General features: G+C 60.4%; 12 protein-coding genes. 6 read left to right on the top strand and 6 right to left on the bottom strand.

All coding sequences use genetic code 11. The features are described from left to right. The first annotated feature begins 86 nt into the window (after nucleotides 1-86). Nucleotides 87-1,259, top strand: a complete 1,173-nt coding sequence (locus J5M72_RS23625; RefSeq protein ID WP_169431922.1) for a hypothetical protein — start codon at nucleotides 87-89, stop codon at nucleotides 1,257-1,259. Nucleotides 1,260-1,436: 177 nt separating this feature from the next. Continuing rightward, on the top strand, nucleotides 1,437-1,961 hold the full coding sequence (locus J5M72_RS23620; RefSeq protein ID WP_169431923.1) for an SET domain-containing protein-lysine N-methyltransferase: 525 nt from the start codon (nucleotides 1,437-1,439) through the stop codon (nucleotides 1,959-1,961). 8 nt (nucleotides 1,962-1,969) lie between these two features. On the opposite strand, the gene can is transcribed toward J5M72_RS23620, so the two are convergent. Next, nucleotides 1,970-2,614 carry a carbonate dehydratase gene (gene can / locus J5M72_RS23615; RefSeq protein ID WP_007951756.1) on the bottom strand — a complete coding sequence of 215 codons (645 nt, stop codon included), beginning with the start codon at nucleotides 2,612-2,614 and terminating at the stop codon, nucleotides 1,970-1,972. Between the two features lie 142 nt (nucleotides 2,615-2,756). Here can and J5M72_RS23610 point away from each other — a divergent pair, with 142 nt between their 5' ends. Beyond that, nucleotides 2,757-3,161 (top strand): serine kinase/phosphatase, encoded by a 405-nt coding sequence (locus tag J5M72_RS23610; RefSeq protein WP_169431924.1) that lies wholly within the window; start codon nucleotides 2,757-2,759, stop codon nucleotides 3,159-3,161. A 47-nt stretch (nucleotides 3,162-3,208) separates the two neighbouring features. Here the strand turns inward: J5M72_RS23610 and rimI are convergent, their stop codons facing one another. Both rimI and J5M72_RS23600 read right to left on the bottom strand, forming a co-directional pair. Further along, a complete protein-coding gene (rimI, locus tag J5M72_RS23605; protein WP_169431925.1) occupies nucleotides 3,209-3,661 on the bottom strand; it encodes a ribosomal protein S18-alanine N-acetyltransferase in 453 nt (150 codons plus the stop codon). After that, the gene (locus tag J5M72_RS23600) at nucleotides 3,654-4,406 is read right to left on the bottom strand and encodes an energy transducer TonB (protein ID WP_207867292.1); all 753 of its coding nucleotides are present in this window, start codon (nucleotides 4,404-4,406) and stop codon (nucleotides 3,654-3,656) included. Before J5M72_RS23600 ends, rimI begins: the two co-directional genes overlap by 8 nt. A 232-nt stretch (nucleotides 4,407-4,638) precedes the next feature. Here J5M72_RS23600 and mksB point away from each other — a divergent pair, with 232 nt between their 5' ends. The 3 genes from mksB to mksF are packed head-to-tail and all read left to right on the top strand — an operon-like array spanning nucleotide 4,639 to nucleotide 9,447. Beyond that, nucleotides 4,639-5,919: an Mks condensin complex protein MksB gene (gene mksB / locus J5M72_RS23595; protein WP_162803512.1), complete on the top strand. Its 1,281-nt coding sequence runs from the start codon at nucleotides 4,639-4,641 to the stop codon at nucleotides 5,917-5,919. Continuing rightward, entirely contained in the window at nucleotides 5,909-6,610 is a 702-nt protein-coding gene (gene mksE, locus J5M72_RS23590; RefSeq protein WP_169431926.1) for an Mks condensin complex protein MksE, read from the top strand. The genes mksB and mksE overlap by 11 nt, the downstream gene beginning before the upstream one ends. Continuing rightward, complete coding sequence (gene mksF / locus J5M72_RS23585) at nucleotides 6,607-9,447, top strand: Mks condensin complex protein MksF (RefSeq protein WP_207867251.1); 2,841 nt, start codon at nucleotides 6,607-6,609, stop codon at nucleotides 9,445-9,447. The genes mksE and mksF overlap by 4 nt, the downstream gene beginning before the upstream one ends. A gap of 145 nt (nucleotides 9,448-9,592) precedes the next feature. Here the strand turns inward: mksF and J5M72_RS23580 are convergent, their stop codons facing one another. From J5M72_RS23580 to J5M72_RS23570, 3 genes are read right to left on the bottom strand one after another with little or no spacing between them, the layout of a single operon-like run. Next, on the bottom strand, nucleotides 9,593-11,896 hold the full coding sequence (locus J5M72_RS23580; protein ID WP_169431928.1) for an MlaD family protein: 2,304 nt from the start codon (nucleotides 11,894-11,896) through the stop codon (nucleotides 9,593-9,595). Further along, entirely contained in the window at nucleotides 11,889-12,512 is a 624-nt protein-coding gene (locus J5M72_RS23575; protein ID WP_169431929.1) for a paraquat-inducible protein A, read from the bottom strand. The genes J5M72_RS23580 and J5M72_RS23575 overlap by 8 nt, the downstream gene beginning before the upstream one ends. Then, nucleotides 12,499-13,158: a paraquat-inducible protein A gene (locus J5M72_RS23570; protein ID WP_169431930.1), complete on the bottom strand. Its 660-nt coding sequence runs from the start codon at nucleotides 13,156-13,158 to the stop codon at nucleotides 12,499-12,501. Before J5M72_RS23570 ends, J5M72_RS23575 begins: the two co-directional genes overlap by 14 nt. Nucleotides 13,159-13,383 lie beyond the last annotated feature (225 nt).

Genomic DNA, 13,383 nt, shown 5'->3' with positions numbered 1-13,383 from the left:
CACTGACGGCTTCTCGCCATCACTCGGCTGATCCAATATGTGGCGCACCCGAGCAACGGGGAACCCACGCTGAAAAGGATCTGAGCATGTTCAAACTCGCAGGACTCACCCTCGCTGCGCTCACACTGAGCGCAGCCGCCCACGCCGATGTAGACCTGAAACTGGGCAGCACCGAGCGCGTCACCCGCCTCTTCGCCTATCCCAACAATTGCAGCGTGATCTGCTTTCGCAACTGGACGCTTGAGCAGACTGTCGCTCACTACCTGAGCCAAAGCGTGCAACGCGATGGCTATACCGGTGCCAAGGTGCTGGTGAAGAATGACAACGGACAGATCTATGCCGAGATCAGCGGCGTGCCCAAAGGCTACGACAAGCCGTTGACCGCGCTGCTGGATGCCGGCGACCTGGCCTACACCGGCGCCAGCAAGCTCAACGCCGATGGCAAGTGGGCTTACAGCTGGTACCTGTTCCTGCCATTGGGCATGGCCCTGGAAAACCGTAAAAGCGTCGAGCTGCTGCACTTCCCGCCGGATTACTCGCTGACCCAGGCCCAGGACTACCTGCGCTCCAACACCACAGACCGCTGGGCTGCGCTGCTGACCGACAACGGTATCCCGGCCGACCAGACGCCCGGCTACCAGACCATCGTCGACATCGCGCCGATCGCCGCACCTGCCAGCGCCGGCAAGGACCTTGAAGGCGTCTATGACTACTTCAAGGATTACCAGACCACCATGGTCAAACAGGTCAGCGTCAGCGCCAGCGGTGCTGCCCTGCCGATGGTGGCCTTCGGTGCACCGGTGCGTAACTGGATCAAACAGCAATATGGACCGACCGTGAACGTGCTGGGCCTGGCAACCATCACTCCGAGCACCGGGGTGAACGTGCCGGTACTGGGTTCCAACCACCCGAGCTACATCTGGTACGCCGCCGACCCCAAGAGCTACACCGGCGACGACGCCGAGGCCAAGGCTGACGCGGCGGGGCTGAAAGTGATGGGACAGGACTTGAGCGCCGCCTGCTGGCAGGCCGGCATGGGCAGCAAGCCGGGCACCGACCCGAAAACCCTGCTGAACAGTTGCACCCAGACGTGGCAAGTAACGCAGAAGGTCAAGACTTGCGAGTTGTTCTACACCTCGATCCGCAACCTGACCGCAGAACAAGCCGCTGCCAAGTGCGCCACCACGCCGATCAAGGCTCAGTTGAAACAACTCCAGAGCCCGATGCCTGAGACCGCGGTGCCTGCTCCGCACATTTGACGCGGAACGCTATTTCCCCGTGTCAGCCTTGGCTGACACGGGGAAACGTCTATCACGCCTGTCAGATATGACAGTAGATCTGCTATCCCATATGCGCGAATATTGGATCCCATGTGTTGCAGGGTTGGAAGGAGTCTGGCCCGTTGAAGTAGCAGCACCTGTCTGACAGGGAACGTTATGAATACGCACGTACTTCACCAGCACTCATCCCGCAATACCGAGGGGATCTACCCTTTCATCGGGCTTCCCGTGCGCCTCGGATTCCCTTCCCGGGCCGACTTCGAAGTGCTTCACGACGCCCAGGCAAGGCCTTGCGCAATCGTCGCGCGCCGGGAATTCCTGCGCATCACCCGCATGTGCAGGGTGTCGGGCCAGCTGCTGCCCTACCGCTGCCGTCAGACCCGGCAATTGCAGACCGGTATTCACATCTACGATCGACTGTTCTGCGGACTGATCGAACACTCCTGCGACCCGAACGTGTTCATCGACATGAGCGAATTATGGTTGTGGGCCCTGCGTGACATTCAGCCGGGCGAGCGACTGACCATGGATCTCACTGCCACCGAAGACAAACTGCTCAAGCAGTTCGCCTGCGGTTGCAGATCTGCACATTGTCGCGGCTGGATCACCGGTTACGACGAACCACCCAGCCTTGAAGGCCAGCGCTACTTAAAGAACTGGCTGCGACAAGGCATACGCTGAATTGCAGGTTATGGCGCGCCAACCGGCCGCAGGCGATATTGCGGTGGCAGTTGCTCGAAACCGCTGATGGTGGTGTTCAGACTTTTCCAGCGCCCATCCTTGATGCCGTAGATGCAACCGTGGATCGACAGGCTCTGACCGCGATGCCAGGCGTTCTGGATGATGCTGGTGTGGGCGACGTTGGCCACTTGCTGGATCACGTTGAGCTCGCACAGGCGATCGACCTGCTCTTCTTCGGTCGGCAGTTTGGCCAGTTCTTCGCGCTTTTCGTAATACAGATCGCGAATCGACCGCAGCCAGCCATCGATCAGGCCGAACTGGCGGTCCTGCATCGACGCCCGCACACCGCCGCACCCGTAGTGGCCGGTGACCAGGATGTGTTTGACCTTGAGCACGTCCACTGCATACTGAATCACCGACAGGCAGTTGAGGTCGGTGTGCAGTACCACGTTGGCGACGTTGCGGTGAACGAACAGATCCCCCGGCAACATGCCGACGATTTCGTTGGCCGGAACCCGCGCATCGGAGCAGCCGATCCACAGGTATTCAGGCGTCTGCTGGCGAGCCAGTTTGGCGAAGAAATCCGGGTCTTCCTTGGTGATCGCGTCAGCCCAACGCTCGTTGTTATCAATCAGGTCTTGTAAGTCATGCATGCTGTAAGGCCTCAAGAAAGATGCGCTGCTTTGACAGACGACCGCCTGTCGGGGTCACGAAAGGATCGCAAGTGATTTCGTTGGAATTTCTCGCGTGCCCGATGAGTCCACCTCAGTAAGGCCCACAGTATGAGGATTTGCCATGACTGATACACGACGCTCCTTCGACGCGGTGCAACCAGAGCCCATCGATGATAACGAAGACCGCATGGGATCGGTGCATGAGCTGAATTTTGACGACGAACACCCCGGCGCGAAGATCGGCGATGAACTGCAGGATCGTGAGCGCGAACAACGGATGCCCCGGGAACGGGGGCGTGAAGCCGGCATGACCGGTGCTTCAATGCCAGACCACGAGCCGACCGACGATGACCTTAGCCCGGAAACCCTGATCCATGAGGACGGCGCCCGTGATGCCGATGAACTGGGTTCAGGTAAACAGGCGGATTGGGACTTGAGCATTGTCGATGAGGACGACATTGGTGGTGGCAACGGTCTGGATGAAGCGGAATTGGCGCGACGCGATCCGATGGATGGCAAACGCTGAAGTGCTCGTTAGAGGCTGCCTCAGGTTGAGGCAGCTTCGACTGGCGATCAGTCAACCAAAGTACAGGCCATGACCACGGCGTCCTCACGCCCACCCACCGCCGGGTAGTAATCGCGACGACGGCCGATTTCATTGAAACCGTAGCGCTCATACAGGCGGAAAGCCGCCGTGTTGCTGTCGCGCACCTCCAGGAAACATTCCCGGGCATCTGCTGCATAGGCACGGGACATCAGGTATTCGAGCAGTGTCAGCCCCAGACCGCGGCCCTGATTCTCCGGTTTTATCGTGATGTTGAGCAGGTGAGCTTCATCCAGAATGATCTGCACCACGCCGTGACCGACCTGCTGCTCGCCTTCGAACATCAGCCAGATCTGATATTTGCCCAGCCCGTCGAGAAATATCCCGCGGGTCCAGGGGTGGCTGTAAGCCGCGAATTCAATTTTCAGCACAGCGTCCAGATCGGCTTCGACCATCGGACGGAAAGTTACAGCATCACTCATTCGATTCTTTCCAGCGCGCCATCAGCCGACGCATGGCTTGCCACACGGCGGCTTTGCGCTGTGGCTCTTCCATCAACAATTCCAGTCCCGGCACGGCCCAGGCCAGGCCAAGACCTTCGATCTGCAATTCACTGTTGAACGCTTCGGCGTCCTTCTCACCGGCGAAGCGCACCGCTGGCAGACCGATCAGCCACAGGCAGGCGCACGGCGATGTCTCCATTTGCACCGAAAGGAAACCCTGGACGAAATCCCGGGCCGCATCCGGGCCCTGATCCATGGTGCCGCGCACCAGGAGTGGCCAACGCACCGGATCGCCGACGATCTGCGGCGCATCCGGCAAACCGGCGGCACGCAGCATGTCCTTGAGCAGCAGATAGGCAGGATCCCGGCTCTGGAACGATTCGCCTGTGGGTAACTCCACCAGCAACAGGCAACGACCGGCGCGCAGCAATTGCAGGGCGAAACGCGGTGGCGGCACCGGCGCGGGCCGCGCAACCACCGGCGCTTCTTCGACTTCTTCCACCGGTTTGGCGGCAGGGCGGCCGCTGGCGGGCGTCGGTCGCGGGACCTCGATCTTCGGCCGTTCGACCACGCGTGCGGCAGGCTGCGCAGGCGCGCCGGCCTCGGGGGCCGGCGCTACGGGCAGCAGAACCTCGGGCTCCGGCGCCAGAGGCTCAAGCAGCTCGGGCCGCGACGGTGCGGCAAAGGGCAATTCGGTGCGCGGCAGCCAGTTGACCACCTGCATGGCGTTCAAATAGGCGCGGCGGCGGGACTCGATTAGCAAGGGTCGGCCACTTGTGGATAACTGAAGTGCGCTGATTCTACCGCCCTTCGCTCAAGATCGCTTGCGGTTGATCGATAGTCTTGAACGCTACTCTTCACCTCAGAAAAAGCGACAGCCCGTCCCGAGAGTGAATCGCATCGTCCGTGATGCAGTACAATCGCGGCTTTTAATCGCCAACCAGCCGGCCATTCCGATGATCGAACCCAAGCGCGTCTTGCGCGCCCTCGCTGAACACTGGGCACTTCTGGAGCCACTGTGCGAGCACTTCGACCAGGGCACCCTGAGCCTCAACGAACTGCGCACGCAACTGGCCGCCCAACAACTGGAAAGCACGCCGCAGGACATCACCAGCCTGCTCGATGTGTGGATTCGCCTCGACATTCTGGTGCCCGTGGCGAAAAGCCCGAACCGCTTCGAGCTCAATGCGCAGATCCACGACTTTCTCGCCTACCTGCGCCGGGAGCACCGGCTGGGCCTGTGCCTGGAGATCGAAGCCTACCTGCGTCACCTCGAGCGTCTGGCCGGTTATATCCAGGATGCGTTCGACATTCGTGACGGCAATGACCTGGCCCGTCAGCTGCGCCTGCTCGACATGCGCGTGCGCGATGTTCTGAAGAAACTCGACAACGACGAACAGGCGCTGGTGGCCGTGGCTGAACGGGCCAAGACCAGCGACCGGCAGATCCCCCTGCGTCAGCGCTACGCCGAGGTGCTGGCGACCTGGGACGAATACGTCGAGCCGATGATCGATCTGGTGAACGCCGACGGCGCCTTCGAACAAGGCGTGCGCAAGGTCGAAACCGTGCTGCTGAAGATGCTCAGCGAACAGCAGCGCCTCGGCCATCTGGTCGATGACGACATGTTGCTGCGCACCCACGCGCGCATCCTCGAAATGCAGACCAGCGCCCAGCTGACCCTGCGTCACGCCCGGGAATTGCTGCTGCCATTGCGTGAAGAAGCGCGCCGGCACAACGCCGTGACCCGGGGCGCCGCGCTGGCGCTGGCCGCGATCCGCCGCAAAGGCATCGACGCCGTACCGCAAGCCGCGATGCCGCTGTTCACCCGGCCGCAAAGCACCTTCCTCGGCAGCGCCAGTCAGGTTGAAGCCTACGTCTACGCCCTGGCCCGTTTCGAGCCGAAACCGGCGCGTTTTCCCAAGGCGCACAAATCGCAGAAGACCGGCGATGCCCCGCGCGCACCGCGCACCGTGCGCGAGATGGTCGACCGCTGCGAAGAGTCCCTGCCGATGCCGGATCTGATGACCTGGCTGCTGGAGCAGGAGCCGGACGGCGCGACCGACGAATTGCTTTACTGGTTCTCGCGTCTGTCGCGGGAAAAACGCTTCAAGCGCGAGCGTCTGGAACGCCGCGAATACCACACTCACGAGCACCAGGTCAGCCTGCGCTCCTTCGCCCTGCTCTCGGCCCGCGACCCCGCCGCCGAGGATTCTGCGAGCACCCCACATGCATCTTGATCTCTCCGAACTGTCTCAACTGGCGCCGATCTTCCGCGAACTGTTCAAGGGCTACCACGTCAGCCGCCGCGATCCGGAGCTGTACGCGCAGCTGTCGAACTTCCAGGACCAGTACCGCACACTGTTCAAGGCACTGGGCTTCGAACTCGTCTGCGATACCCGTGGTTTTTACTACTTCGTGCCGGACATGGCCGCAGCGGCGGTGAACAAGACCGCTCAGCGCCTGGCGTTGTTCACCTTCATCCTCGTCGAGCATCTGGCCGATCAGGGTCGCGACCCGATCGCCGTGCTCGACGGCGGCAGCCTCGGCCGCGACGAGCTGCCTTCGCTGCTGGAAAAGTACCGCGACCTGTTCATCCAGGCCGAAGTGCAGACCGTTGATGAGCTGGAAGAGAAAATCATGCGCCGCATGACCCAGCTCGGTTTCGCCGGGGAAGAAAACGGCGTGTACCGCTTCCTGCCGCCGATGCACCGTTTCCTCGACGTCTGCCTGTCGGTTCAGCAGGACCGCGATCTGGCGGCCAGCGTGCACAGCGTTCTGCCACTGCCGGCACCGGTGCTGATCGACGAAGAGGCCGAGGCCAAACTCCTCGAAACCGACGATCCACTCGATCTTTCCGACTTTGAAGAAGAGAGCGAAGAAGACGCACTGGCCCGAGCCATTGCCGAAGAACAGGAGTCCGACGCATGAGCCAGGAACGCTACGGCATCCGCCGCTTTGCCCTTTTGAACACCGCCGGTTACAGCCTCGGTCTGTTCCCGCTGGAAGAACCGTTGTCGGTCTACGGCGCGAACAACCTCGGTAAATCCGCCTCGATCAACGCCTTGCAGTTCCCGATTCTGGCGCGTATGTCGGACATGAGTTTCGGCAAATACAGCCTGGAACAATCCCGGCGCTTCTACTTTGCTTCGGACACCAGCTACATCCTGGTCGAAGTGAACCTGCCCCACGGCCCGCACGTGATCGGCGTGGTCGGTCGCGGCCCGGGTGGCGGTTTCGGTCACCAGTTCTTTGCCTATGCCGGCAAGCTCGATCTGGCGCATTACCAGAAGAACGACACCTGCCTGCGCCAGAAAGAGCTGTTCAGCAACCTTGAGAAAGAAGGCCTGAAAGCTTACGAACTCAAGCCGGATGAATTGCGTCGCTTGCTGGTGGGCGGTCATACGTCGATCCCGCTGGACCTGACGCTGATCCCGCTGCGCTCCACCAGCGAACAGAGCCTGAAGACCTTCCGTGCGCTGTTCATCAACCTGCTGCACATGCGCGAAATCACCGCAGCCAAGCTCAAGCAGCTGTTCCTCGATGCCTTCGAACACAGCCTGCGTTCCGGCAGCGTCGATTACATTGCGGCGTGCGAAGAAGCCTTCCGCGATGTACGTCGCATGGAACAGGACTACAACTCGCTGGTGGCTGCCGGCCCGCTGGTCGAAGCCTTGGCCAATGGCGTGAAACAGCGCGATGTGCTGCGCGGCAAACTGCATCGCCTGTCGCCGCTGCTCGACTCGTTGCTCGGCACCTGGTCGGACTACGCCACGGCGCGCAAGGAAGAACTGACGATCCAGGCCGAACACTACCGTCGCGAGCAGGACGATCTGCAAAACGATCAGCGCGGTGGCACTCAGGAACTGATGCGTCTGGAGCGGGAAATCTCCGGCATCCAGCGCTGGCTCGGTGAGTTGTCGGTTCTGAAAAACCGCTTTGCACTGGTCGATGACGTCAAAGTGCTGGAGCAGCAACTGCTGGCGGCCAAGGACGCTCACGACGAACTGGCCGGTGCGCTGGCGCAGTCCCGTCAGTTCAGCGCCGAGGATCTCGAAGAACGTCTTCGCGATCTGGAAAAACGCCTGAAGTCGGTGAAGCAGCAACTCGATCACGCCGACAACAACAGCTACGCCCGCCTGCGCGAAGAGTTCTCGCAACAGGACGTCGAACGCCTGATGCGTCTGTTCAACAGCGCGTTGTTCAGCCTGCCGCTGGGCGAACATGGCATCACGCTCGACGAAAACGGCGAGTGGGTGAAGTCCGTGGAGCTGATTCTCGACGGCTTCAAGGGCGAGCGTTTCGAAGTGCCGGGCCTGTCGATCGACATCTCGCACATCGAGCCTCCGGCTCTGCAAGCGCTGGCCGACCGTGCCGCGCTGCGCGATCAGAAAGAGCGTCTGGAAAAAGAGCTCAAGCAACTCAAGACTCAACAAGCCGTGGCCGCCGACCGCGCCGCGAGCAAGACCCAGACCGAAGCGCTGTACCAGCAGGTACTGGATGCGCAGAAGGCTCTGGAAGACTTCCGCCGCACCCAGACCCTGAGCGCCGAAGAAGGCGACAAGCTCGAGCAACTGGCGCAGATGGAAGCCGCGCAGGACGAACTCAAGCGCTCCAGCGATGCGTTCACCGAGCGCGTCCAGCAACTGTCGGCCAAGCTGCAACTGGTCGGCCGGCAAATTGCTGACATGGAAGCCAAGCAACGCACTCTTGACGATGCCCTGCGTCGCCGCCAGTTGCTGCCGGCGGATTTGCCGTTCGGCACGCCGTTCATGGATCCGGTCGACGACTCGATGGACAACCTGCTGCCGCTGCTCAACGACTATCAGGACAGCTGGCAAGGCCTGTTGCGTGCCGATGGCCAGATCGAAGCGCTGTATGCGCAGGTACGCCTCAAGGGCGTGGCCAAATTCGACAGCGAAGACGATATGGAGCGCCGTCTGTCGCTGTTGATCAACGCGTATGCACACCGTACCGACGAAGCCCTGACTCTGGGCAAGGCCCGTCGTGCAGCCGTGACCGATATCGCGCGGACCCTGCGCAACATCCGCAGCGACTACGACAGCCTCGAACACCAACTGGCGCTGTTCAACCGCGAGATCAACAAGCGTCAGGTGTCCAACCTGCAAAGCTTCCGTATCGTGCTCGCGCCGAACAAGGAAGCACTCAAGCACATTGATCAGATCATCCACAGCGCCGGTCAGTACGAAGAAGGCGAAACCCTGTCGGTGTTCGACCTGAGCCAGAGCGCCGAGCAGGACAACAAGAACGAAGAGGCCAAGGAATACCTGGCGCGGCTGGTGGCGGCGAACCACAACCAGCTCGGCCTCAAGGACTTGTTCGAACTGGCGTTCGAGATCACCAAGGTCAACGGTCAGCCGGTTATCCACACCGACATCGATGGCGCGGCGTCCAACGGCACCACCATGACCATCAAGGCGCTGACCAACATGTACTTGTTGCTGCACCTGATGGATCGCGATCTGGCCGGTCGCGTGCGCCTGCCGTACTACCTCGACGAGGCGGCGGACATCGACGAAAGGAACCAGGCCGCACTGCTGGAAACCAGCCTGCAACTGGGCTTCGTGCCGATTCTGGCGAGCGTGAAGCCGCAGGTCTGCGCCAGTGTCGCCATCGACCTGGAAGGCGGCAGCGGCCCGGCCGGCATCTACATTGACGAGGCGGACTGGAAGTACATCCGTCGCCATGACGCGGTGAAGGCCACCGTCAACGTCGAGGCGGACGAGCCGGAGCTGGATGCGGTTTGACCGGCGTTAACTGACGGGCAATAAAAAGGCCGCGATCTGTCTGGATCGCGGCCTTTTTTATGGCTTGGATTTTGTGCTCAATGACAGGGCCTCTTCGCGGGCAAGCCCGCGAAGGCGTCCTCCCAGACGCCACCTGTTTCCCAGACTACTTGCCGAGGGGGATTTTCGGCGCCCAGGTCAGCCATTCGTCTTCGAACTTGTCGAACAGCGGGAAGGTCTGTTCGGCGCGTGCCGGATTCCCCATCTTCTCGCCGTCCGGTGTGGCGAAGGCGATACCGCCCTGAATCGCCGTTTCGAGAGACTCGGTCCGTACGGTCAGACCATTGAACAAGCCAATGTCGAAACCGACACCACTGGTGTTCCAGAAGCGACTGCCACTGCGAACCAGCGGCGCATACTTCGGCTCGATCAGGATGTGCACCAGAACGCGGTCGGCGGTCTGACCCAGTTCGTAACCAGTGACTTTCCCCACCGTGATTTCGCGGTAGGTTACCGGCACGCCAGGCTTCAAAGAACCACGGCGGGCAGCACTCAATACCAGGCTGAGGCCGGCCTCTTGCTTGCTCACTTCCGGCGGATTGGCCAGGGCCACAAAGTTTTTCTGCGGGCCGAGGTTTTTCGCCGCGGGTTGGACTTCGATGTACTGACCCGTTACCAGAGTTTCCAGATTCGAGGTCTTGATCAGCCCCAGTTCCGGCTTGACCACCCAGAACTGACTGCCGACCCGGGCAATCTTCTCCGGCACTTCAGTAATGCGCGCGGTGAGGATCACCGATTGCAGGTCATCGGTCAGATCGACACTTTCGATCTTGCCGACATCCAGTCCCTTGAAGCGAACCGGGGTGCCGCTGCGCAGACCGTCGGCGCGGTCCACTTTGATGGTCACCACCTCGCCCTTCTGATTGGCCTCGTCATGGTTGGCGAACAGGCGGAAGCGTGGAATCCGTTTCTGCAACGGCGCCTTGGCTTGCGGCGTCTCGAAGGCGATGCCGCCGGCCATCAGGGTCTGCAAGGATTCACTCTTGACCTGAATACCGCCGGTCAAACCGCCGGTCAGCGTGACGCCGCTGACGTTCCAGAAACGGGTCGAAGCGTTGACCAGGTTTTCGTATTCCTTCTCGATGTGGACGCCGATCACCAGTTGTTTGCGGGTCTTGGAGAACTGATAGCTCTGCACGGAACCGACCTTGACCTGCTTGTAGAGGATCGGGCTGCCGACATCGATCGAGCCGAGGGTGTCGGTAAACAGCACCAGGTGCAGGCCCGGTGCGCGCAGATCCAGCGGCGGCGCTTTTGGCCGGGCTTCGAATTCACGTTGCGGAGCGCCGCCCTTGTCACCCGGGCGTACGGCGATGTAGTTACCTTTTACCAGCGCTTCCAGACCGGTGATGCCGGCCAGAGAAATCGACGGTTTGACCACCCAGAACTGAGTGCCGGTAACCAGGTATTCCTCAGCCAGAGGATCGAGGGTCAATTCAGCCGTGGCGCTGGACAGATCCGGATCAATCTTCAGTGCTTTCAGGTTACCGACCTGAATGCCTTTGTACATCACCGGGGTACGCCCGGCCTGCAGACCTTCGAAATCGCTGAGTTTGACCTTCACGCGGATACCGGCGGCGGCCGCATCGAAGTCTTCGTACAGACGAAACGGCAGGCTTGGATCGGTGGGCGGACTGTCCTTGCGGTTCTCCGGCGTAGCGAACGCGATACCGCCGGCGACGATGCTGGCCAGGGACTCGCTGCGCACTTTCACCCCGGACAGGTTGGCGTCGATGCTGATGCCGCTGGCGTTCCAGAAACGCGTGTGTTTGCGCACCAGTTTGGCGTAGGTCGGCTCGATGAACACCTTAAGCTCGACGGTGCTCTGGTCTTCCGACAGCACGTAGCTTTTGATCTGGCCGACTTTGATCTGCTTGTAGAACACCGGGCTGCCACGGTTCAACGAACCGAGGCGATCAGCTTTGATCGTCAGGTGCAGGCCGGGTTTGGAGTCCGACAGCGGCGGCTCTTCGGCCAAGGCCTTGAACTTGCGGGTCGGCTCGCCTTCGCCGGGACTGATGGCGACGTAGTTACCCGATACCAGGGTTTCCAGCCCGGTGATCCCGGCCAGGGTCACGCTCGGTTTGACCAGCCAGAAACGGGTGCTGGTCTTCAGGTACTGATCGACATCCTTGTTCATCTCGATGGTCGCGATGACACCTTTGGAGTTGCCTTCATCATCGAGTTTGAGGGCTTTCACCTTGCCGACCGGCATGCCTTTGTAGACCACTTCGGTCTTGTTGGCCTGAATGCCTTCACCGCTTTCAAAACGCACCTGAATCTCGATGCCGGTTTCGGTATAGGCACGCCAACCGAGCCATCCGCCGATAATCAGGGCGATGAGGGGCAGCACCCAGATGGCAGACCAGTTCGAAGCCGGTCGGGTTTTCGCTACAGGCAAATCAGTCATGGTCGGCGTCCGACTCCGTGTTATCCCAAATCAGTCGGGGATCGAAAGTGACAGCGGCAAGCATCGTCAGAATCACCACACTGGCGAAGGCGATGGCGCCAAGATTGGCTTCGACGCTGGCTAGCCGGCCGAAGTTGACGACTGCCACCAGAATGGCAATCACAAAAATATCGAGCATGGACCAGCGGCCGATGAACTCGATGAAGCGGTACATCCAGATCCGCTGGCGCGCGGAGAGTGGCTGACGGCGTTGAACCGAAAACAGCAGAAGCGCAATGCCTACCAGTTTGAAGGTCGGCACCAGGATGCTGGCGACAAACACCACAGCCGCGATCGGAATCATGCCGTGCTGCACCAACTGGATGACGCCGGACATGATGGTGCTCGGATCACCCTGGCCCAGCGAGCTGACCGTCATGATCGGCAGGACATTGGCCGGAATGTAGACGATCGCGGCCGTGATCAGCAGCGCCCAGGTTCTCGCCAGACTATTGGGCCGCCGGGCGTGAACCAATGCACCGCATCGGGTGCAGGTCTGCTGATCGCTGTCGGCATCCTGCTTGTTCAGTTCGTGGCATTCGGTACAGATCAGAATGCCCGCATCAATCGCCCGCATGGGCATCCTCTCCTGATAACGCCTGCCAGATCTGGTGCGGTGACATCACCACTTCGAGCCAGACCTGAACCAACAACAAGCCGATGAAACATGCCAGACCGAGACCGACGGTGATGGCGGCCATGTCCGCCAGTTTGACGATCGCCACCAGGACGCCCATGAGGTAGACCTCAAGCATGCCCCAGTCTTTGAGGTGGTGATAAATGCGGTAGAGCAACAGGCCGTAGCTACGACCGAAGTTAAAACGGATGGTCAGCAACACGATCAACTGACACAGCAGTTTCAGCAGCGGAATCGCCATGCTGCAAAGGAATACGACAACTGAAACACCACGCATATCGGTATTGAACAGACCGACAACGCCGCTCCAGACAGTGTCCTGCGACGATTGCCCGAGAACATTGAGCTGCATGATGGGTAAAAAGTTCGCCGGCACATAGAGCAACAGCGCGGCAATGACCAGGGCGAGACTGCGCTGCACCACATTATGACGGTGAGCGTACAGTTCGTAACCGCAACGTGGGCAGAGGGCTTTTTCGCCGTGAGCAAGCTTGGGCTTGCGCATCAGCAGATCGCACTCATGGCAGGCCACCAAGTCATCCAGCGGTAAATCTGACAGCCCTGGGGCGTCAACCGAATCCGACATAAGGGCTCTGGCTCCGAAAAAGTTGGGATCTATTCTAGTGTCCTGATTCGAAAATAACTGTGCAAATTTGTTCTCTGACGCAAGCAAAAACTTTCCTTCGGGCAAAACAAAACCCCAACTGCTTTCGCAATTGGGGTTTCGGAATTTAATCTTGACGATGACCTACTCTCACATGGGGAAACCCCACACTACCATCGGCGATGCATCGTTTCACTTCTGAGTTCG

The sequence above is a fragment of the Pseudomonas sp. 58(2021) genome, from assembly GCF_017491585.1.
GTDB classification, from domain to species: domain Bacteria; phylum Pseudomonadota; class Gammaproteobacteria; order Pseudomonadales; family Pseudomonadaceae; genus Aquipseudomonas; species Aquipseudomonas fluorescens_BT.
Note: the sequence above shows the minus strand (reverse complement) of the source record. Positions and strands in the feature narration are given on the sequence as shown.